This is a genomic window from Paraglaciecola sp. (assembly GCF_039942875.1).
Taxonomy (GTDB): Bacteria; Pseudomonadota; Gammaproteobacteria; order Enterobacterales; family Alteromonadaceae; genus Paraglaciecola.
Genome location: NZ_JBDVBQ010000049.1, coordinates 26045 through 48237, shown reverse-complemented (window position 1 = coordinate 48237; position 22193 = coordinate 26045). Strand labels below are relative to the sequence as shown.

20 protein-coding genes and 1 tRNA gene are annotated in these 22193 nt (G+C 38.9%); 9 read left to right on the top strand and 12 right to left on the bottom strand.

What is annotated here, in order from left to right; all coding sequences use genetic code 11:
• The first annotated feature begins 463 nt into the window (after positions 1 to 463).
• Together ABJE44_RS17075 and ABJE44_RS17070 are read left to right on the top strand one after the other, a co-directional pair.
• Entirely contained in the window at positions 464 to 2353 is a 1890-nt protein-coding gene (locus ABJE44_RS17075) for a GNAT family N-acetyltransferase (protein WP_348112777.1), read from the top strand.
• Positions 2350 to 3273, top strand: coding sequence for a histone deacetylase family protein (locus tag ABJE44_RS17070; RefSeq protein WP_348112776.1), 924 nt, complete (start codon positions 2350 to 2352; stop codon positions 3271 to 3273). Before ABJE44_RS17075 ends, ABJE44_RS17070 begins: the two co-directional genes overlap by 4 nt.
• Here the strand turns inward: ABJE44_RS17070 and ABJE44_RS17065 are convergent.
• The 5 genes from ABJE44_RS17065 to ABJE44_RS17045 form a co-directional block, all read right to left on the bottom strand.
• The gene (locus ABJE44_RS17065; RefSeq protein ID WP_348112775.1) at positions 3254 to 3931 is read right to left on the bottom strand and encodes a GDSL-type esterase/lipase family protein; all 678 of its coding nucleotides are present in this window, start codon (positions 3929 to 3931) and stop codon (positions 3254 to 3256) included. The two genes, ABJE44_RS17070 and ABJE44_RS17065, sit on opposite strands and share 20 nt — an antisense overlap.
• Positions 3928 to 5667 carry a DUF885 domain-containing protein gene (locus tag ABJE44_RS17060; protein ID WP_348112774.1) on the bottom strand — a complete coding sequence of 580 codons (1740 nt, stop codon included), beginning with the start codon at positions 5665 to 5667 and terminating at the stop codon, positions 3928 to 3930. The genes ABJE44_RS17065 and ABJE44_RS17060 overlap by 4 nt, the downstream gene beginning before the upstream one ends.
• 159 nt (positions 5668 to 5826) lie before the next feature.
• Entirely contained in the window at positions 5827 to 6060 is a 234-nt protein-coding gene (locus ABJE44_RS17055) for a hypothetical protein (protein WP_348112773.1), read from the bottom strand.
• Between the two features lies 1 nt (position 6061).
• The gene (locus ABJE44_RS17050) at positions 6062 to 7687 is read right to left on the bottom strand and encodes a PepSY-associated TM helix domain-containing protein (RefSeq protein WP_348112772.1); all 1626 of its coding nucleotides are present in this window, start codon (positions 7685 to 7687) and stop codon (positions 6062 to 6064) included.
• Positions 7688 to 8050 carry a hypothetical protein gene (locus tag ABJE44_RS17045; protein ID WP_348112771.1) on the bottom strand — a complete coding sequence of 121 codons (363 nt, stop codon included), beginning with the start codon at positions 8048 to 8050 and terminating at the stop codon, positions 7688 to 7690.
• 80 nt (positions 8051 to 8130) lie between these two features.
• On the opposite strand from ABJE44_RS17045, the gene ABJE44_RS17040 reads away from it, so the two are divergent.
• Positions 8131 to 10461, top strand: a complete 2331-nt coding sequence (locus ABJE44_RS17040) for a TonB-dependent receptor (protein WP_348112770.1) — start codon at positions 8131 to 8133, stop codon at positions 10459 to 10461.
• 45 nt (positions 10462 to 10506) lie between these two features.
• Here ABJE44_RS17040 and ABJE44_RS17035 read toward each other — a convergent pair whose 3' ends face one another.
• Positions 10507 to 10950 (bottom strand): GNAT family N-acetyltransferase, encoded by a 444-nt coding sequence (locus ABJE44_RS17035; RefSeq protein WP_348112769.1) that lies wholly within the window; start codon positions 10948 to 10950, stop codon positions 10507 to 10509.
• Between the two features lie 258 nt (positions 10951 to 11208).
• Between ABJE44_RS17035 and ABJE44_RS17030 the strand changes: the two genes are divergently transcribed.
• Positions 11209 to 12126, top strand: a complete 918-nt coding sequence (locus ABJE44_RS17030; protein ID WP_348112768.1) for a LysR substrate-binding domain-containing protein — start codon at positions 11209 to 11211, stop codon at positions 12124 to 12126.
• A gap of 298 nt (positions 12127 to 12424) precedes the next feature.
• The gene (gene zapE, locus ABJE44_RS17025) at positions 12425 to 13597 is read left to right on the top strand and encodes a cell division protein ZapE (protein ID WP_348112884.1); all 1173 of its coding nucleotides are present in this window, start codon (positions 12425 to 12427) and stop codon (positions 13595 to 13597) included.
• Between the two features lie 21 nt (positions 13598 to 13618).
• Here zapE and ABJE44_RS17020 read toward each other — a convergent pair whose 3' ends face one another.
• The gene (locus ABJE44_RS17020; RefSeq protein ID WP_348112767.1) at positions 13619 to 14221 is read right to left on the bottom strand and encodes a hypothetical protein; all 603 of its coding nucleotides are present in this window, start codon (positions 14219 to 14221) and stop codon (positions 13619 to 13621) included.
• A gap of 197 nt (positions 14222 to 14418) precedes the next feature.
• Between ABJE44_RS17020 and ABJE44_RS17015 the strand changes: the two genes are divergently transcribed.
• Positions 14419 to 14976 carry a zf-TFIIB domain-containing protein gene (locus ABJE44_RS17015; RefSeq protein WP_348112765.1) on the top strand — a complete coding sequence of 186 codons (558 nt, stop codon included), beginning with the start codon at positions 14419 to 14421 and terminating at the stop codon, positions 14974 to 14976.
• A gap of 68 nt (positions 14977 to 15044) precedes the next feature.
• Here ABJE44_RS17015 and ABJE44_RS17010 read toward each other — a convergent pair whose 3' ends face one another.
• From ABJE44_RS17010 to ABJE44_RS16990, 5 genes are all read right to left on the bottom strand, one after another.
• Positions 15045 to 15995: an exopolyphosphatase gene (locus tag ABJE44_RS17010; protein ID WP_348112764.1), complete on the bottom strand. Its 951-nt coding sequence runs from the start codon at positions 15993 to 15995 to the stop codon at positions 15045 to 15047.
• A 208-nt stretch (positions 15996 to 16203) separates the two neighbouring features.
• Positions 16204 to 16704 carry a shikimate kinase gene (locus tag ABJE44_RS17005; RefSeq protein WP_348112763.1) on the bottom strand — a complete coding sequence of 167 codons (501 nt, stop codon included), beginning with the start codon at positions 16702 to 16704 and terminating at the stop codon, positions 16204 to 16206.
• A 24-nt stretch (positions 16705 to 16728) separates the two neighbouring features.
• Positions 16729 to 17610 carry a hypothetical protein gene (locus ABJE44_RS17000; protein ID WP_348112762.1) on the bottom strand — a complete coding sequence of 294 codons (882 nt, stop codon included), beginning with the start codon at positions 17608 to 17610 and terminating at the stop codon, positions 16729 to 16731.
• 61 nt (positions 17611 to 17671) lie between these two features.
• Positions 17672 to 18475: a glycerol kinase gene (locus ABJE44_RS16995; RefSeq protein ID WP_348112761.1), complete on the bottom strand. Its 804-nt coding sequence runs from the start codon at positions 18473 to 18475 to the stop codon at positions 17672 to 17674.
• Positions 18476 to 18820: 345 nt separating this feature from the next.
• Positions 18821 to 18897, bottom strand: a tRNA-Ile gene (locus ABJE44_RS16990).
• Positions 18898 to 19283: 386 nt separating this feature from the next.
• On the opposite strand from ABJE44_RS16990, the gene ABJE44_RS16985 reads away from it, so the two are divergent.
• The 3 genes from ABJE44_RS16985 to gshB all read left to right on the top strand — a co-directional run bounded on the left by ABJE44_RS16985 (position 19284) and on the right by gshB (position 22193).
• Positions 19284 to 19613: a hypothetical protein gene (locus ABJE44_RS16985; protein WP_133468259.1), complete on the top strand. Its 330-nt coding sequence runs from the start codon at positions 19284 to 19286 to the stop codon at positions 19611 to 19613.
• A 459-nt stretch (positions 19614 to 20072) separates the two neighbouring features.
• Positions 20073 to 21056 (top strand): tetratricopeptide repeat protein, encoded by a 984-nt coding sequence (locus tag ABJE44_RS16980; RefSeq protein ID WP_348112760.1) that lies wholly within the window; start codon positions 20073 to 20075, stop codon positions 21054 to 21056.
• A gap of 159 nt (positions 21057 to 21215) precedes the next feature.
• A complete protein-coding gene (gene gshB, locus ABJE44_RS16975; protein WP_348112759.1) occupies positions 21216 to 22193 on the top strand; it encodes a glutathione synthase in 978 nt (325 codons plus the stop codon).

The following is a 22193-nucleotide window of genomic DNA, read 5'->3' as shown; positions in this document are numbered from 1 at the left end:
CTCCTAATTGGTCTTTAAATTCACTTTCATTAATATTTAAAACACATACAAAAAACCCGTGCTGAGCACGGGTTTTGTAAACTGGTTAACGCTTGCTTACAACCTACCCGTGCAGTCTTGCTGCCAGCAGGAGTAGTGTAGAAAAAATTGCGTTATTCATGTTTTAAATTCTTTAAAATTGTATGTAACAAATTTGAGGCGTATTTGTAACCCGTTAGGGCGCGCAGGTCAACCGAAACAGGCCTAAAGCATATAACTTAAAAATATAAATTTAAATTTTTGTAAGGATTTTTAAGAAACGTTAAGCGCGTTTTACACAAAAAAAACAGAGCATGGGATGAAAATGTCACAGTTTTAAACTTCTATTAATTTACTGGCTTTAAAAATAACTGCTGTAGATCAAATAATTTGCCCAAGAATATTGTTAACATAGTGTTTAAATTTTTACATTAGGTGATTTTTTATGGCCCTTGTTAAACATCAATTCGATAGTAAAGTTGATTGGCATAGCTTACTTGACTCAGGTAATCGCATATTCATTGGCTCTTATGCTGCAGTGCCTAATGCATTAATTGATAGCTTGATTGAAGATGCAAAAGGGCTGAACGATATTGAGCTTACCCATATGGGGACCTTGTCTGATGACAAATGGGCCTTACCCGAATACGCCTCAAGATTTAAAGTGAATACCTTTTTTATTCATGGTGACACAGTAAGGCAAGCGGTAGATGAAGGACGGGCTGATTACACCCCATGTTTTTTATCAGAGGTGTCAGGGTTATTTACCAGTGACACCTTACCCTTAGATGCTGCATTGATTATGGTGTCACCTCCAGACGAGCTAGGGTATTGCTCCTTGGGTGTGTCGGTAGACGTAGTTATGTCAGCAGCGCGGGCGGCTAAGCATATTATTGCCCAAGTTAACCCGTCAATGCCCAGAACATGTGGCCAAACATTTCTACATATCAGTGAATTCAGTGCTTGTATCGAAGCTGAGCAGCCACTACCTGAAGTAGACATGTCGGAAACGTCAAAAATTGTTGATCGCATCGGTCAATACACAGCCATTCTTATCGATGACGGGGCTACTTTACAGTTAGGTATTGGCAAAATACCAGATGCAGTAACCCGATATTTGTATCAACATAAAAACCTTGGAATTCATTCTGAATTATTGTGTGATGGTTTAGTTGATTTAATGAAAAGGGGAGTCGTAACCAACAGGTACAAGACTTTTCACCCGGGTAAGACGGTAGTGAGTTTTTGTTTTGGATCTAAAAATTTGTATGACTTTGTAGATATAAACCCCCATGTTGAATTTTATCCGTCTGGTTATGTAAATAAACCAGCAAACATTGCAAAAAATGACAATATGGTGTCAATCAATAGCGCGTTGCAAGTTGATCTTAGTGGACAAGTTGTGGCTGATTCAATTGGTTACGACTTTTACAGTGGCATTGGAGGGCAAGTTGATTTTGTCACCGGGGCGTCAAAAAGTAAAAACGGCAGACCCATTATAGCGCTACCATCAACCGCGAAAAATGGTGAGGTTTCTAGAATTGTAGCTACCTTATCCGAAGGTTCTGGGGTGGTAACATCAAGGGGTAATGTGCATTATGTGATTACTGAGTTTGGAATAGCCAGCCTACAGGGCAAAAGTGTACGCGAGCGAGCGCTTGAGTTAATACGTGTTGCACACCCTAAATTTAGAGATGAATTATTAGCTAAAATTCGAGAAAAATACTGGGTGCCTGACTACCAAACTCGCACACCAACGGATATCCCAGAATTAGGTGAAGTGCAGATTTCACGTATCCAGTTTCAGGATCAGCAATTCTATATGCGGCCACTCAACCCTTCAGATGAACGTCGTCTACAAGAGTTTTTTTATTCTCATACTAAAGAAACCATTCGTATGCGTTACAACTTTACACCGGGCCAAATGACCCGAGAAAAGTCCTGTGACTTGGTGAGTGTTGATCAAAGTAAAGATGTTGCGTTAACAATTGTTCAAGATGACGGTTCTAAAGTTCGAATTGAAGCGGTGGGGCGTTATTACCTTTACGAGCAGCAAAACTCATGTGAAGTGGCCTTTGTAACCCGAGAAACGAATCAAGGCAAAGGCATGGCAAGTCGTTTGTTGAGAGCCATGATAGATATTGCAGAAAAACGTGGTTTAACGAGCATGTTTGCGTTAGTAAAAACTAATAATTTACCGATGATTTCTGTCTTTGAACAATTTGGCTTTGTGCGGAAATTTGATTCAGAGCCCGGAGAGATTGAATTGGTAAAACGTCTAAATATTGATGCTGTTGAACTTGCTCCTGACATTAAAAATGGTGACGTGTTATGACTGTGACTATTATGCGTAGTCCGAAATGCAATCTGCATAATATGGGGCCAGAACACCCTGAAGAACCAGCCAGAATGCATAAAATCAATGACCAAATTATTTCATCTGGTTTGGAGCCTGTGGTGCATTTTGCATACGCCAAAGCCGCTCCTATATCTGCATTAGAGCGGGCTCATGATAAGGACTTTGTTAAAAGTGTATTCGATAAAGCGCCAAAAGATCCTGATGAAAGGGTTTGGCTCGACGAAGACACTATCATGATGTATAGAAGTTTAGATGCTGCTTTACATGCGGCAGGTGCAGTGGTTGACGCCGTTGATTTAGTCATGTCAGGACAAACTAAAAGTGTATTTTGTGCGGTTCGTCCACCGGGTCACCATGCGGGACGTGCTAATTCTTCAGGCTTTTGTATTTTTAACAATGTCGCTATTGGCGCTATGCATGCCCTAGAAAAGTATGGCTTGGATCGAGTCGCCATTATCGATTTTGACGTGCATCATGGTGATGGGACACAAGATATAGTCAAAGATGACGAACGTATTTTGTTTGGCTCCTCTTTCCAACATCCATTTTTTCCATTTTGTGGTGATGAGCCTAGTCGAGAAGGTATAATTAATGTACCTGTGCCAGCTGGTACAAGCCCCGAAGACTACAGAGAACTCATTAAACACTGGTTTACAGCTATTGATGAATTCAGACCCCAGTTGATATTTATATCCGCTGGGTTTGACTCACATGCCGAAGATGACATGGGGCACTTACGTTTAGTTGAAAGTGATTATGCATGGATAACCGAGAACCTCAAAAATCTAGCTGAAAAACACTGCAAAGGGCGAATTGTATCAGTGCTTGAAGGGGGATATGCCTTGAGTGCTTTGGCCAGAAGCGTAGTGGCTCATGTTAAAGTCTTATCAGGTTAAGTCTTGTTGATTCGTTTGCAATTTTTGCGTTTACTTCTTTCGCCCAAATTACATATTGGGTTGCGTTGGGGTGCAGCAAGTCTGGCATAACCGACTCTAACAACTCACCTTTATTGGTCAGAAAGTGGTGATTAATATTGAGCCACACTATCTGCTGTCTATTGCAATAATGACGGATAAGCGCATTCGTCTCATCTACTGCTTGACGCATTCGTTTTGCTTGGTTTCGGCTTCTAGGAAAAATAGCCATTAGAATCACTTTACTCATAGGTAATCGTGTTGTGACTTCTTGAAGTATTGATGCAATGCCCGCAGCAGTTTGGGCTGGAGTATCATGCCTGTGCCCAGGGTTGTTAGTGCCAATCAAAAGTACGACCCAATCAGGTGACAACTCTTCTAATTCACCATTTTGAATGCGCCATAATAAATGCTCTGTTCGGTCACCCGAAAATCCAAGGTTAATAGCATGTTTTGAGGCGAAATGTTCTTGCCAAGCTTGTTCGCCTTCTACCTCCCAAGCGTGAGTGATCGAGTCTCCTAAAAAGAGTATTTTAGCTTTTTTGTTGACTGATTTAACTTCTTGGCATTTTTGCTGGTGGCGTAATTGCCACCAGTCTTCTGACCGCGCTACAGGGATAACGGCAAGATGTTTGCTCATATGCTTTGCTGTACTGTTATCCAGTCATTTATCACATCTTCTAATACCGCCATAGGTAATGAACCTTGACCTATTACGGTATCGTGAAAGCTGCGGATATCGAATTTAGCGCCAAGCTTTTCTTCTGCTTTTGCTCTTAACTCTCGAATTTTAATTTCGCCCATTTTGTAAGATAAGGCTTGTCCGGGCCATGAAATATATCGGTCAATTTGATCAGAAACCGATTTCTCTGTTAGGGCGGTGTATTTCGATAAATAGTCAATTGCTTGTTGGCGGCTCCATCCAAAGGCGTGAATTCCCGTGTCTACTACCAAACGAACTGCACGCCACATCTCGTATCCTAAACGTCCAAAGTCACTGTAGGGATCTTCATAAAACCCTGCCTCTTTTCCTAAGCGTTCTGAATACAATCCCCATCCTTCACCAAACGCAGAGTGGCTCAAGGTGCGTCTAAAATTAGGTACGTTTAGTTCCATAGCAATCGCATTTTGTAGATGATGCCCGGGCACGGCCTCATGTAAACTTAGGGCTTCTAAATTGTATAAAGGCTGTTGTGAAGGTACTGACGTTAAAAAGTAAGTACCCGGTGAGCGATTATCTGGAGGCGGCATGTAAAAAGCCCCACGTGTTGCTGAGCCTTTTATGGCAAACGTATTACGGGGTAGGTGCCCAAAAAAGCTTGGAAGTTTTCCATACATTTTTTGGGTGATAAAGGCTGTTTTTTCTAACACGTCTTGTGGAGATGCCCCATAAAACTGAGGATCCGTTGCTAAAAAATTTAAAAACTCAGCGTAGCGCTTCTCTGGAGCGCTGCCTTTGAACCCAACTTGGTCAATAATGGCCTGCATTTCAAGATAAATGCGCTTTACTTCACGTAAGCCTAGTTCGTGTATCTCTGTGGGGGTGGCATCTGTGGTGGTGTAATAGTTAGCCGCATATTTATAATAATCTACACCGCCTTTAACACTGGCTATTCCTGCTTTCTGACGGCAGTTTGGCATGTACTCTTTGACAAAAAAATCGTAAAAATCTTGATAAGCGGGGATGACCTTCTCTGCAATTAGGCTCGCGGCTTGTTGACTATATTGGGCTTTTTGTTGTGCCGTAAATTTAGCAGGGTAGCGGGTGAAAGGTTCGTATAGCGCACTGCTTTTCGCATCTTCTACAATATGCTTACTAATGGTTTGATGATAGTTTTTAAAACTCTCGCAGTAATGAACATAGCCTGCTGCAACCCCTGCTTTCATTAAGTTGATGTTTTCTTGATTAAAGCGAGGATAATCATCCAAGCTAATGAGAAAGTTGTCGTAGTCGCTGTTGTTCAAAAAGGCCATGTTAGCCGGTGCTTCGGCAAAATAGGTATGCCATCCACTTAAAAAATTAATGGGAAAATATTTATCTTGGTAGCGGTAGCTTGAGGCTTCTGTTTCTCGTTCATATTTGAATAAACGGTAATTCATTAGTTGTTCAGCGCTAAGTTTATTTGGGTCAAGCTCGTTAAGTTGCGCTAATATTTTGCTGTTGTAATCTTCTCGGCGCTTTATAGCTTTGGGACTAAACTCCGCTAATTTTCCATTGGGTTTCCAGCCATCTGGATCTGTTCGAAAAAATACTTTTTCTTGGGTGGCGAACTGCCAATGTTGCTCAATTATTTCTGATAGGTCTTGGTCTGCATTGGCTGCCGATTTAGCACTCAATAAAGCCAATAAGGATAAGGTTAATATTTTTTTTAGCATAAACAGCCTTTTGTATGTACTACTTAATGCACCGAAAAGGTGTCATCTGTCGAATATTGTCACTCAGATTAATACACTTTTTATCAATTTAACAAGGGGGAGGTGGGAGAAGTGCTTGCTGGTAGAAAGTGTCTAACCAGCAAAGGTTGGGGTATTAGCCTAAACGCGCTTTTTCGAGCCTAGTAAAAATGTCAGCAACATTCCTAATAGAGCAAACATCGCTAGGTATATAAATAGCCCTCGGGTTACGCCATAAAGGTTACAAAAAAGCGCAGCTGCAACAATATTAGTGCTTATACCAAGTATTTGATTTTTCATTTTACGGGTTAATGCGCCATGGTTGTTAAGTAAGTATATTCCTAGAGTGGTTAGAATCATTGCGACAGCTAACATCTTAGGCTCCCCCTTCAATTGCTGTTGTAGAGATGGGCATACTGTTTAGCGCGCGGTGTTTTTGAGTCATTTTGCTATACACAACGAGTAACAATGTGCCTAAAAATAACATAGTTAAGTCGACTGACACCGACACATAGTGCTGGGTTTCAAATACATTGAATATATGACTGCCCGTCAGCAGTGCGTCAAGTGGCATAATGAGCACCATTAACAGGCCACTTCCCAAGACTATGGCTTTTAAAGCCAAAGCTTGGTTGATGATAAATGGCAGTATTAGGGCCCCAAGCCAGATACCAAAAAACGTAATGAATATCATATCTGTATGGTCTTGGTTGGGCATTACCTTGTTGAATAGTAATTGGGCTATAAACAAGGCTACGGTTGCTAGAACCACTCCGCCACAGCTTCCAATAAGTAGCTTATTAAAGTTCTGGTAGGTACGTTTACTATGTGTGGGGTTTTGAGCATTTAAGCCACGCTCAATCCACAGCATTAATCCAGTAATTGGCACCAAAGCAGTAGATAACCCCAGTATTGCCCAAATACTTTTTACCAATAAGCCTCCAAAGTTTCCAAAGTGCAGTGGGAACATGGCATCCAGTATCTTACCCGTGATACCTTCTAAACGGCCAAATTTGGCTTGTGTGCGAATATATTCAGCAGTAGCACCATGGTAAACTAAGGTTTCACCTCCTAGCTGATCACTGCCATCCCCAGAAATATAAACCAGTGCATTTTGATCGCCGTATCCCATAATGGACACATTATCGAAGGTTAAGTCTGGCCTTTGTTGAATGCTAATATCTATGATGTCAGCTAGCTTTGTTGGTTGGGCAACATTGGCAATGATAGGGGCTTTTATCGCTGTGAAGGTTTCAAGTAGCTTTTCTTGGTCGCCGTTGAAACCTACATAAGCCGCTGCAGGGACCAAAATTACAGTGGCCAACCCTAAAAATGCGCCAGTAAATGCGATAACAGAATGAAACAAAACAGCCCAAACACTCATGACTTTATGGCCATCGTTTAACATAAGCGAAAATGTCTTGGATATTCGAAAGGTAAATAATTGCGCTAGGATCTTTCTATGGATAAATAGCCCAGTAACAATGGATACCATTAAAGTCAGTCCAAGCAACCCAGTTAGAATAAATCCTAGCGGCCTACCTAAATGTAAATCAGCATGAAAATGAGCAAGAAAAGTAGACATGTCATATTTTTCTAAATTGAAAAATGTTTCCATGTCATTTTCGGTGACTAAGCTCCAGTTGAGTGGGTGAAATTCATACACTGTCCCTTTGTGCTCTTCACCGCCGTTAGGCGTGTCAAAATGACCTTCGTAAATCACCCTAGCGGTTTCTGAGTTTCGTGTGCTTGGCAGGCGAATATGTACTTCTTCTAGATAAGCAGGCCCGACCTTTTCAGCGTATTGTTCAATCGTGGTTGCTATTTTGTGTGATTGAATAGGGATTTCTGCTCTGATTTCTTCGTTTGCCCATATTTTTAATTCAGGCCGAGTAAACACTGCTACGGCACCCGTAAATGCAATAACAAATAATAATATCCCGGTGATCAGTCCTACCCAAGAGTGAAGTGTGTAGAGCTTTTTAATTGTGATGCTTTTCATTTATGGGGTATTTCCGCTTAACGCAAAATAAATGCATGCGATGTGGATGAGAATTAGCGCGCTCATTACCAACCAAACTTTCGTTATCGATCTTGCCATGTAGCTATAGATAAATAAGGCAGTCCATATAAATGGGAAAAACAAAGTTGGAAGCCCAATGGCGTCGTTTTTATGCAAGGGCAGGTAAGTCGCCATACCTGGGATCATCACAACTGATGCGATCAAAGTAAGCACAATTGCTAAGAAGGTGCGGTTTTTAAATCCATTAAAAGTAATATTTTTACGTTGCATAGAAGCAGTTCTGGCGTCGCTATTAAAACGGCAAAATACCGTATTTAACCATTGCTTGCAAACAATAATCATTATCAGTAGTTATTGATAATGATTATTGTTTGTTGTTTAATCCTCTCAAAATCCAGTAAATATATAACCATGGAAAAGTAATGAGAATTAGAAAATTAACACTAGGGATAAATGCTGCCTTTTTAGCTATTTCATGCAACACCTTAGCTGAAGAGCCTGTAAATCTAGAAAAAATTATAGTGACTGGGCAAAAAATTGATAGAACACTTAAAGAAACACCTAATAGTGTAGTGGTGGTCACGGCAGAGCAGCTAGAAAAACAAAATGCGCAAAATATTACAGATGTATTCACGGGTATGGCAAATGTTGCTGGGGAGTTAGGTCAAGGTTTTAACATTAGAGGCATTGATGCATTTAATGTATCTGGCGGTGGTAATAGTTATCTTGTGACCATGTATTTAGACGGTGCCCCATTACCTTACCGCGTAGCAAATAGTGGTGCGGTTCCTGTTTGGGATTTAAACCAAATAGAGGTTTTTAGAGGCCCACAATCAACCCTTCAAGGGCGTAATGCTTTAGCGGGGGCGATACACCTAAGAACTCAAGACCCAACCTATGATTGGCAAGGTAAAGCCAAGTTAACGCTTGGGAATCTAGGCCAAAAAGAATATGCATTTGCGGGTGGCGGCGCGTTAATTGATGACATGTTGGCTTTCAGGGTGTCGTTTGAAGATAAAACCCTAGACGGTGATATCTATAATATTACCCGCAATGAAGAATCAAACTATGAAGAGTCTTCGACTATTCGCGGTAAGTTGCTTTTTCAACCTACTGATGACATAACGGCTTTACTTACCCTGACCAATACCGAGAGTGAACTTGGGCCGCAGTGGGCTACGTTTAATTACGGAGAGTCCGTTTATGACCGAGAAACTTGGTATAACTCAGATATTTGGTCAAGAACAGACACAGACATAGCCACGTTAGAAGTCACCTGGGATATCTCTGACGAGCTGTCTTTAGTATCTGTGTTAACCACAAACGAATCTGAGTATGGATATAACTGGGATGGGGATTTAACCCCAGAGCAATTAGTGGCAGATAATGAGTATTCAAGATTAGATAAAACCGATAGCCAAGAGCTACGTTTGACCTATGACGGTGATAAATTAGAAGCAGTAGTGGGACTTTACGCGTCTCAGTTAGCGGTATCTGACTTAGCAACGGGCGAACGTTACATTGGACTAGAAAGTGCAGTAGGTGTGGACTTCCCAACTGCGGTAGTGGGCTTTTTGATGCAAAATGGTTTTGACCTAGCTACCTCTACAGCCCTTGCAGGGCAAGTTGTTCCACTTTACCCCGATATTGATCCTATTGTTTTATCGTTAAACGCCAGTCTTGCTCAAGATGTTGATTCCATATCATTGTACTCAGACTTTAAATACTCACTCACTGATTCGATCGATATATTAGCCGGATTACGTTTTGACAATGAAGAGCAAACTAATGCATCAGATACTATTTACCTCATTAACAACGCTATGCCAGACCCAAGTGTATTTGATGCGCAAACGGGGCAGCTTGTCAGTGGTATTAATGCTTATTTGACCAGCTTTGCTGACGCAGCTTCAGGCGTTGAGCCGCCATCTTCAGCGGACTTTGATGCATTTTTGCCGAAGTTAGGTGTTAGTTACCATATAAATGACAACATAACCACGAGTTTAATTTATCAGAAGGGCTATCGTTCTGGTGGCGTAGGAACCAATACAGCTGATAATTATTTGTATACTTATGATGCAGAATATACCGATAACCTTGAGCTTTCTTATCGCTCAGTATGGCTAGAAGGGAGCTTGATGTTAAATGCCAATGCCTTCTATACAAAATGGACAGACCAACAAGTTCAGAACCAATTGTCTACCCGCCAATATGACATAGTGACCCAGAATGCGGGTGAGTCTGAAGTGAAAGGGTTTGAATTCGAAATGTATTACTACCCAAGTAGCCGTTTATCCGTTAACGCGGGGTTAGGATACGCAGTGTCAGAATTTGTAGATTTTACTTACACCATTGCGGGAACGGGTATAGAGAGAGACTTATCTGGGCGTTCTTTTGCTGACGCGCCAAAGTGGACTGCCAACCTAGCCGTAGAATATGAATTTGAATCAGGTGTATTCACTAACATCAATGCCAGCTATCAAGATACATCAACAGCTTATTTAGATCCGGAGCGCTCCTTAGGAGTAGAGAATGTTGATCCTACAAATGATGGCAGGATGTTAATTAACGCTCAAGCAGGGTATGACTTTGGCTCGTTTTTGGTGAGAGTTGATGTACGAAACTTGTTAGACGAAGAATACATCAGCCAGTACTTCTCTGATGCTCAAGACTCAGATGCAGTTGACGCCTACGGAGATCATCAACTAGGACGATCTCGCCAGATAAGCCTGAGCTTGCAGGCTAAGTTTTAACTCTTTGTAAAATAAAATCGCCGGCTTGTCCGGCTTTTTTGTTTATTAGAGTGCCAGAAAATACCCTAGATAGTGAAGCTGACAGTATCCGTGCGACTCATACAGCCTTTGTGCGTCGATATTCGTTTTTGCTGTTTGTAAAAATATTCCCTTTGCTAGTGTTTGCTTAGCGTGTTGTTGTACGTGGTTAAGTAACTTTGAGCCTATTCTGAGATTTTGGTATTCAGGCAAAACATAGAGATCATTTAGAATCCAAGTGCGATTTGCTGACACCGATGAAAAACTAGGATACAACTGAGTAAACCCCAGCTGTGTAGACTCATCTTTAGCGACAAAAATAACCGACTCTTGATTTGCTATACGGTCAATTAAAAACGCCTTGGCTAATTTTATGTCGCTAGTCTGTTTGTAAAAAATACGGTAATTATCAAATAAAATACTTAGCTTTTCTATATCTTGTAGTGTTGCCTGCACGATCTCAATTTTCATTTTACACATTCTTTATACGTAACTCTTACTTATAGTTTGACTGTTGATGGGTGTTTAAAGCCTTTCCAATTTTATTTAACCATAAGTTTAACTTTTTGGTTATTGTGGCTGATTTGTTATTTTGCTTAGACTTATTGTGTATGCTGGTGTTAGGTGTTTTATTTGACATCTTTATTCTCCATTCTATGGAGTACATTTTGTATTTTTTGTGGCAATATTACGAACAATCAAAATTTGCTATTAATATAAGTTAAACTAATGGATAAGCGTTTAAGACATATTGCGTTATTACGTTGTTTTGATGCAGCCGCTCGGCATCAAAGCTACAGTTTAGCGGCTAATGAGTTGTCTATTACTCAGGCTGCTGTGAGTCAACAAATTAGAAATCTCGAAGCACACTTTAAAGTGAAGTTATTTAATCGAGAAGGTCGTGCTATGCGATTGACAAAACAAGGTAAAACTCTGTCGGCATCTGTGGCTACAGCATTTAATGAGTTGTCTTACGGATTTGATCGCATTCAGGCCGAGCCTGAAGCTGGGGTGTTAACCGTTACGGCATCACCGTCATTTTGTTCTAGGTGGTTGGTACCTAGGCTTTGGAAGTTTTCTGCTTTACATCCCAATGTTCAAGTTAGGGCCTTAGCTTCTCCCCAATACGAAGATGTTCGCCATTCAGATATTGATGTTGCAATCCGCCAAGGTGAAAAGCAGGTTAATAACGTACATCAAGAAATGTTGTTTGTTGATCCTGTTTTTCCAATATGCTCGCCTAGGGTCTACCAAGATGAAAACTTAACAACGCCAGATAAAATCAACCAGTGCCGCTTGGTTGAAGCGATTAACTCAGGGCAAGTTGGTTTTAGTTGGAAAGACTGGTTTAAACTTGCGAAGGTGGATATCGATCCTAACTGTTATAAGTGGGTGGAAGTGACCACCTGGGAAATGGGCATCAATGCAGTATTGAGTGGCCATGGAATTTTTTTAACAGCAGGTAGTATGGCACAAGACTTAATTGACTCCGGTGCGTTAATTAAGCCCTTTGATATTCAGATAGAGCCGGGGTTAAAGTTTTCACTATTATATGATGAAGAGTCTCCCAGAATAACCAGAATTAATGTCTTTACCGAATGGTTGAAAATAGAATTAGCTGCAAAAAACGTCCAAAAAAAAGCCTAATAACAAATTAGGCTTAAAGGAGCACACACATAAAAACTATATATTCAGAGTTATTAAACTAGTATAAGTTCAATTTTTAGGTGCTTTTTTTTACCTGAAGATGGCGTTACATAATGGTTTTATTTTAAATAGGCCAAAAAAAAGCCTGATAACAAATCAGGCTTAAAATGAGAACACACATAAAAACTATATAATCAGAGGGATAAAATTAATATAAGTTCAATTACTTATAAAATTTTTCTAGAGTATATGATTAATATTGTGTAGTTACTGTCAATAACCTCTCAGTTCATAGGTAATAAATATCAAAATCCCAGTTAACGAATCGCCTCTTCAGGTTTATCAATTACAATTAGGTAGTTCGTTAATCGCGGATCAATCTCAAGACGTGGCTATCCGGGCATTAGATAAATTATTCTTACAAGTGACAGGGCCAAAACCTCAAGTTAAAGCAATTATCAAAGGTATATATTTGTGGGGAGATGTAGGCAGAGGGAAAACCTTTTTGATGGATTTATTTTTTGATTGTCTACCTGAAGAAGGCAAGATAAGGCTTCACTTTCATCGTTTTATGGCAAAGATCCATCAAGAGTTACATGAATATTCTGGTGAAGAAAACCCATTAAATAGTATTGCTGAAAATTTAGCGAAAAACTGTCGAGTATTATGTTTTGATGAATTTTTTGTATCCGATATAGGAGATGCAATGATATTGGCAGGCTTATTTAAACGCTTGTTTGCACTGGGAGTTGTCTTGGTAGCAACGTCAAATATTCCTATCGAGCGTTTGTATGAAAATGGTTTAGCCCGTCATAAGTTTTTACCGTTTATTGCTTTGTTACAGCAATATACTCAAGCTATACATTTAGATGGTCAGCAAGATCATCGTTTAACTTCATTTAAAAGTACAGTCACTAGTGCGGCTTCTTCAAATATAGGTTTGAAAGGTGAACTCGATTTTGATGCTGTTTTCACTGATTTAACTCAAAATGTATCGACAACAGACTTTAATGCTAGTCATTTAAGTATCTGTCATAGAGATATTCCCGTTATCCGCTCAGTAGAGATTAAAGGCCACGAAAGTGTGGCTTGGTTCGACTTTAAAGCCTTGTGTGAAGGTAATCGTTCGCAATTGGATTACATGGAAATTGCTAATCGGTTTACGACTGTGTTGCTGAGTGATGTACCTTATCTTGGTGGTGAAGTCAGAGGGTGGATTAAAGCAAGAGGCACCGAAGATGGGGTGGGCGATAATCAAGCGTTAAGCACAGGAGAGCGTCGGGTCGAATATGCTAGTTCTGATAATAGTGCTAGACGTTTTATTAGTCTGATTGATGAGTTATACGATCAAAACGTACACTTATATATGAGCTCAGAAGTGCCACTCACTGAGCTATATAAAGAAGGGGCCTTATTGTTTGAGTTTAGGCGAACCTATAGTCGTTTGATTGAATTGAGTCGCTTAAAGTAGCCCTTTGTTACAGGGATACACTCAAGGTTTACAGTTTTTTATAGTAAAGTTTGTTTTTGGCGATTTTACGCACCAGCTCAAATTGGGTTTCTCATTTACCATGTTGCAATCTATATAGCAGTATATGCCTTGGTTTTTTAGTGCAAAGTGTTGGTAATGTCTATGTGCTTCTGGTTTGCTTTTCTCATATAGATAAGAAAATGACAATAATTCTTGGGAGTGGGCCAATGCTGTATAGTTGGGACATAACCATGCTAAAGCCCCCTGCAACCATTTATCATGATTTATCTGTTTGAGAAGAATTGATTTTTCTGCAAGGCTTGTTTTTATTTCTAAACTAACAGTTGCGCCCATCGGCTTTATCTTGATAGTAAAGCTGCACTTATCGCCTAAGATTATTTCAGAAATAACTTTAGATATACGTTGCAGTACTTGTTTAGTTTCTAGCAACATATAGTCGTCAACTTTCTCTAATGATTCTTGCTTAACCGTTTGCCAACTAGATAACTTGGGAAGTAAATAATCTAATACCGAGCTATTTGCTAAGACACTCGTGGTCGGCCTTTGGTGAGGCGGTATGGCTAACGTATCTATAAATATATGTGTGGAATTTTGAACTGTCACTTAAGGTACCGCCTGAATAAAATGTACGACTATCTCTAATTAGCACACTTTGTACCACGCATTTAATTTTCATTAATATCAATCACTTACGGTATTTTTGGTTTGGATATGCTTTGCATGACAACTTTTTGACGAATAATGACTTAACGTGAAGTTGTTGCTATTCTTGAATTCAACTCGAGTGTAGAAGGATTGTTATGAAGTGTACTAGTTGTAAAGAGGGGGAGTTAACCCCTAGTTTTATTGAAGGTCAGTTTCGAGCCCATATCTGCTCAAATTGTGGTGGTAATTGGGTATTGATTGAAGACTATGTGTCTTGGAAAGAACGTCATCCAGATTATAAATTTTCTGAGAATATAAACGTATCTGAATTAGATGTTTCTGACAGTAAAAATGCATTACTTTGCCCGGTTACTCGAACCATAATGCGTAAGTTTAGAATTTCTGCTAAAAGTGAACATAAACTTGATTACAGTGCACTTGTAGGTGGGCTCTGGTTAGATAAAGGTGAGTGGGAACTACTCAAATATGAGGGGCTAGCTGGCTGTTTAAATGCAGTTGTGACTCAGCATTGGCAAAGAAGCATTCGCCAAGACAGTTCAAAACAAAACTTTGCTGATATTTACGAAAATAAATTCGGCAGCGAAAACTACAACAAGGTTAAAGAAATACGAGCTTGGTTATTGTCGCAAGAACAAAAATCTGATTTAAGAGCTTATCTACTTGCTGAAGATCCTTATTCAGCTGAAAAATAATTTAATGTTAAAAAAATAGCGGCTTAAGCCGCTATTTTTGTATTGGGTGGTATTTCTACTTCGAGAAATTAACCGTCATTAGTGATTTGTTGTATTAGCGCCGCTTTGGTTTCGTTAACCTGTGCTTCTGGTACTTGGCAAGTTCCTGCTGCATTGTGACCACCGCCTCCAAACTGAAGACATAGATCACCCACGTTAGTTTTAGAGCTTCTATCTAAAATAGATTTACCTATAGCAAAAACTACGTTTTGTTTTTGAAATCCCCAGATTTGATGTATTGAAATATTACACTTTGGAAACAGTGCGTAGATCATAAAACGGTTTCCGGCATAAATCGTATTTTCGTCACGTAAATCTAAAACAACAACATTACCGAAAACAGTGGCACAACGCTTAACTTGGTCGGTAAATAATTCAGCGTGCTCAGTGTAAAGCACCACACGTTCTTGAACATCTGGTAAAGCGATAATTTCATCTATTGTTTTATTACCGCAACAGTCAATTAATTCCATCATCAGTTGGTAGTTAGAAATTCTGAAGTTTCTAAAACGGCCTAGTCCTGTACGGCTGTCCATTAAATAATTTAATAGTACCCATCCTTCTGGGTTCAGTATTTCATCTTTACTAAATTGGGCTGCATCTGCTTTGTCTACCGCAGCCATCATATCGTCCCATGCTTCTGGAAAAACGTCATGGCCACCATAATAGTCGTAGACTACTCTGGCTGCAGACGGAGCGTCTGGATTAATAATGTGATTACTTTTTGGGTCCTTACCTCTACGGGATATTTCACTTAAATGATGGTCAAAGGCTACATGGCAGCCGTCTACATAGGGCAGGTTGGTAGTAATATCATTAGCAGTAATATCAATTGCCCCGTCTTGCATGTCTTTAGGGTGTACAAATTTTATTTCATCAATCAAGTCTAATTTTTTCAATAAAACGGCACACACTAAACCATCAAAATCACTGCGGGTCACTAATCTAAATTTAGTTTCTAAAGCTGTCATAGTAGACATGGTCTTTTTCCTCACTTAGTAGGTTATGTACTTCATGTACATTGGAGATGAGATTAGAATAGTCTTAGTAGTAGTGCTTGTAGGTATGTTGTTGAATACTGGGGTATCGTCGAAAAATAGATTAATGCAATAAAATTATAAGGTTAGGTGTTTTTGTAGGGGGCAATAATATACATATCAATACCCTTGAGCGTTAAAAATATCAGTCTTACAGAATTAATTTTGAAGAATCACTGTTACTCATAATCATGTGTTTTACGCCACTATAATTTTGGAAAAAAGAATTGTGAGCTAAATGGGAAAAAGTATCGTTTCTTTTGGTGTATTGGGAAATCCATTCTATTAACATTGCTAAGTTAGCATCTTGAGCTTCTTTTGATGTATATTTATGAGCTTCCCAAGGGCGTTGTTTGGCGTTAGCAATGCAGTCTTGGATGGATAAATTCATAAAAATAATGTCTGTAACTGAATCTAATGCCAATTCAAGTAGGTCGGTATAACAGCCTTCAATAACCCAGCGACTGTGTGTGTTTATGAAGCGATCTATTTCATTTTTGGAATCAGTGAATTGTTTTCGCTGCGGTGGGTTAGTAGGTAGCCAAGCTATAGTATCTAAATCAAGGTGTGCTAAATCCTCTTTTAGAGAGAGGTGTTTAGCAAGTGTAGATTTGCCTGAGCCTGAATTTCCAAATATTAAAATTTTTTTCACGTTATGTTATCGTTTTGGTGTAGATCAATGTTGATGCCAGAGGTCTTGGTTTTCCATGATGGTTTGGTTTTCTCCATCAAAATATGGATTTTTGATTTCAATGATACGTCTAGCGTCTAAATTCGCTCTATTAATATCTTCTGCATAGTATTTATCTAAAATGGTTTGTAATTCACCGGTAGATACCATCTTTTGTAGGCCTACTTCTATTCGTTTTGCTATTTCAGGGTGATTTTTAGAAACATACACAAAGGTAGCCATGGGAATATGAAGGGCGATGTTTGGTTCTACAATTATATTTTTTAACTGTGACTTACGATTATCTAACTCATCAAACACTTCGTATATCGCTCGCGGAATATAATTAAAACGTTGTTTTTCTAACATTAAAAATAGCCCTTCAAAGGTGTGAGATACTGTCATATTAATCTTTGCTTCATTAAAGACTTTAGTTGTTGCCCAATTTGTCTGTAATCCTGCGGTTAGATTATTTAAATCATCTAGTGTCTTCACATTTTCAAATTTAGATAAGCTTGCTTGGTTTATCAGGAGTAGTCGATAACTGAGCAGCCCTTTTCTTATTGGTATTTTTATGGGAATAGTGCTTTGGTCCCACAGTTGGTTGCCTGGGGCTACGTAGGTATTGATTAATTCCCCCGTTTTCATTGAAGAAAATGCTCTACCTGGGGTCATATCCACATCAATTGTTTCAAATGTAAAAGGGCCGAACTCTGACCTAGTGGATTCAAGTGCTCTATAAATAACTTCGTCCTTATGCTGAGTTCGTTTATCAGACTTTAACAGGGGCCTAAGAACTTTAATTTTATCAAGGCAATACGCATCAAAAGACAGTGATACTAATATCAATGCTGGGAAAATATATTTCATTAAAGCTGTTTGTTTCATTGTCCAGATTGCCATTGGTTTAGTTTTGGAAACTATGCTGTAGCCAGATTTATAGTTTGTATCAATAAGCTTGTATGCCAAATCTAAGTAATTGGCGGGGTAATACTTCGTCAAGATTTTGAATATCTTGGCCTGTTAGCTCTATGAGTTTGAATTTGTTTTCTTTATAAATGGCGAGCTTTTTGTCTTTCTTTGCTTGTAACTTTATATCTAGATTACTACGCCAGTATTCAATATACACTTTTCCTGTTGGAATATAAAAAGCACAATAAACTTCTTCTTCAATAGGTAATTTGCGATTATAAGCATGAGTAATCTCCGCCAGATAAAGCCAGTTATCTATCAACATTTCTGACTCAGAGTTTACCCAATGACCATCTACAGAACAGAAATTATTTAGTGTTTCTTGACCGTTATCATTCAAATTAGCTAGGCTTTTTGACATTGCTTGAACTGCGCCTAATAGTATTGGTGAATGTGTTAGCGTCTCGGGCCATTTGACATAGGGGATACCGGTACGCGAGTCTTCATTTTGAAGGGCCCCTTGATGGAGGCCATGTTCAGTGGCGAGCCAACCTTTTAAACTTTTATTCAGCCACCCAAGTTCTGAAAATATATGATTTAGCTTTTTTGCAGTTAAGCCTAATTTTTCAGCCATTTTACTGGAGGTTATCATTGCTATTGGAGTATCTGGTGTTTGATGAGGGGGCAATTTACTTAGATCAAAATTCTCAGGCCATTCGATATAGTTACCAAGCTTGGCTGAAGTTTTGATTTTACCTCCGGCAAGTTTACCTTTAGCTGTGAGTTGCCATTTATCAGACTCGCGAATAATAAAGTTAACCTCAAGGAGTTTGGAGAACAAAACTTTGGGCTCTACGTTTTGTCGTTTGGCTAATGCCGTTGTTGAAAAGTATTTAATACCTTGCCCCTTTGGAAAAATGCCATCTAACTAAAATTAAAAACTTATGGGTTATTAAAACGTAAAAGCCTATAAAAAACACCTAACAATACAGGTGATTATACAAATCCGTCTTTTTAATTGCGTAGATCAGTAAAATAACTAAGGTGAAAAGGGATGTCATACTAACAGTGATTAGCATGAGTATACGATTTATAAACTATATTAGGTATTCACAACTGGATAACAGAAAGGTTTTATTCAAAAATAATAACTAGCACTTTGGATGATATATGATAAGTAAAGAAATGGTGGCCCTTCCCTGACTCGAACAGGGGACCTGACGATTATGAGTCGTATGCTCTAACCAACTGAGCTAAAGGGCCACATTTAAAATAGTAACTTTGAAAACCAAGGGCTAATCAAAATCGAGGCGCAGTATAAGCAGTTTTTTAGGGATTGTCATCTTACTTGTTATATAAAAGAGTTTGGTTGCTGGATTTTTCATCAGCTTGGCCTAATGAAGCTATTTTTACTGTTTCAGATTTGCTTAAACTGTGAATTTATCCAATATTTATTCAGATTAAGTTTATTTTGAGTATTTATACGGTATTGAACTTTAGTATTAAAGCAATAGTTTATTGAGCAAACCCAAATAAGAAAAGAGCTGCTGTAAAATTTTGTTCCCCTATAACTAACAGGTGCAAGGCCAAATAAACTTTGGTATCTTCTTTATACTAAACGCACTTCACGCATTGAATTGGAGATTAAAGTGACAGAAAAACCCTATTTAGTAAGTGGTCGTAATACCATTATTCACAAAGTAAGAAAGTTAGATTTGCTGATTGTAAATGGTGACGATCATCCACCAGTATTGGTGAGCCATAAAGGCATTAAAGAATATACCGGAGAAATTCCTGAAAATAAACGAGATGCAAAAGCTTTAGATCTTGAAAAAGTTGATATCAGTAGTATTGACGTTTTTGGTGAAGAAAAGATTTTGGTATTCATCCAAACTATTAACGGTAAAGAGTATAAAGTTGATTACAGTAAATACGGCACTCCCTTATTTATAAAGATTCATCAAGAGAATGCTTTTTAAATCAACCTCTAAACCCAATTAAAGCCCTGTTTACAGGGCTTTTTAGTTCAATAAACAACCTAATACAGTCGCTGATAAAGCCTCTCGCTAGAGAGTTAACAATTCACGCGTGCAAATGTTGCAGTTGATTGCTAGCTAGTAACTAAATGTTTCTCGATAACTTTTTAGTGAAGTTTATCTTATGTACAAGGTGTTTCGTCACATTTTCGTTTTTTCGTAATATAACGCTTCTACACTTGAAGTGTCGGAGTAGTGACCGATGAATACATGATTAATTAGGGGAACCTTTAACATGTATTGTTCCTTGGATTGAAAAGGGCTGTTGCCGTATGGCTCAGCCCTTTTTTACATCGTCTATTTTACAACTTTTCTTGTTTAATCTAATGCTGAATAATAGTTGAACTCAATAAAATATAAGCTGTCTTTATTTCGTGTTTTATTAAAAATTAAGGAAAATTAGTGAATCAATTATCAGCAATTGTGTTGTGTCTATCTCTGAGTTTTTCAGCCGCAGGCTCAGCAAAACAAGCAACTCCCGTTGAGCAAGCCACTGCAGTGTTAAAATCTGGAGATACAGAATTAGCCATTGAGTTGCTTAAAAAACAACAGAGCGACCCTCAAGCTATGTTGCAACTAGCAAAAATTTATATTGCGTCTGACCTAGATGAAGCCGAAGACTGGATTGAGAAAGCTGCAGAAAAGCAAACTGATAGCGCCGAAATTCATTATTGGCGTGGCAGAATTATGGGTAGCCAAGCACAAAATTCAGTTTTTTCTGCCTTAAGTTATGCAGGTAAATCACTCGATAGTTTTACTCGAGCGGTTGAGTTAAGGCCTGATTCAGTGCGTTATAGAAACGCTTTAATGCAATTTCATTTACAAGCACCCGGTATTGCTGGGGGCGATGTTAAAATAGCAAAACAACAAGTTTTACGGATAACCGAGTTAGATGTTAAGGCTGGCTTAAAAGCAGAAATTGACTTCGCATTTGCTGAAGAAGATGAGTTAGCTGCGCAACAATTACTCAATGATGCGATGCTGGCATATAAAGATATTCCCGATTTCTATTTTGATGCAGGAATGATCCAGCAGCGACAGGAAAACTATTCAAAAGCCTTTGAATATTTTACCCATGCTATAAGTAAGAAAGCTGACGATGAAAGGAGCGTGAAAGCAAAATATTCTGCGTTTTACCAACTTGGTAAAACATCTGTGTTAAGTGAACAAAATATTGAGGCAGGAATAAGTGCCCTGCAAGAATATGTTGCAAATTATCCAGATTTAGAAGGTTTAGCCCCTAAACCCTGGGCTAAATTTCGTTTGGCTAACTTACTAGCCTTAAATGGTCAAAAGCCAGAAGCCAAAAAACTTTATCAAGAATTACTAGAGTCAAGTGTTCAAGATGTTGCCAAGGGAGCTAAAAAAGCCCTCAAAAAGATGTAAGCATACTCCTAATTAAGTTATCACTTCTTACCACGCTGGTCTTCAGCGTGGTTTTACTAAACAATCTTCCTTGAATTTTGCAATAATACCCTCAACATAAGGTTCATCTATTGTAAGGCGAATAATTACATTGCCTTTCTGCTTTCTTAAGGAACGATATTGACCATTAAACTCGGTATAGTGATGGATCCCATCACCTCAATTAACATCAAAAAAGATACTAGTTTCGCCATGTTGTTGGATGCTCAAGAACGTGACTATGAGTTGTTCTATATGGAAATGGCTGACTTATATTTGCAAAATGGTCAACCCATGGCACGTATGCAAAGATTGTCTGTTCAAGAAGATGCCGATAATTGGTTTGCTTTAGAGCAAGAACAGTATCTAGGGTTAGCTGAACTAGACGTGATTTTGATGCGTAAAGATCCCCCTGTAGATAACGAATTTATTTACGCTACACATATGTTTGAATTGGCTGAGCAAAGTGGTACTTTGATTGTGAATAAAGCACAGAGTCTACGTGATTTTAACGAAAAGTTATTTACGTCTTGGTTCCCAGATTTAGTCGCCGATACTCTTGTTACTCGTGATTCAAAGTTAATTAGAGAGTTTCACCAAACTCATCACGACATTATCTGCAAGCCCTTAGACGGCATGGGTGGAACGTCAATCTTTAGGGTTAAAGAAGACGGCAATAACTTAGGGGTTATTATTGAGACATTAACAGAGCTGGGTTCTCGTTATGCTATGTTTCAAAAGTTCTTACCTGAAATTAAAGATGGCGATAAACGTATCTTAATTGTAGACGGGCAAGTGGTTCCTTATGCTTTGGCCCGGTTACCCACTAAAGGTGAAAACCGAGGCAATTTAGCTGCTGGTGGCACAGGTCGTCCGCAACCTCTATCTGAATCAGATTGGAAAATTGCTGAAACTATTGCACCTCTATTGGTTGCAAAGGGACTCATTTTTGTGGGACTTGATGTTATCGGTGATAGAGTAACTGAAATTAATGTGACTAGCCCTACTTGTGTTCGAGAAATTGAAGCGGCCTATGATGTCAATATCACTGGTATGTTGTTTGATGCTATCGAAAAACGTGTAGCGGCTATTCGTGGCAATACGGCCCAAGAGGTTTAA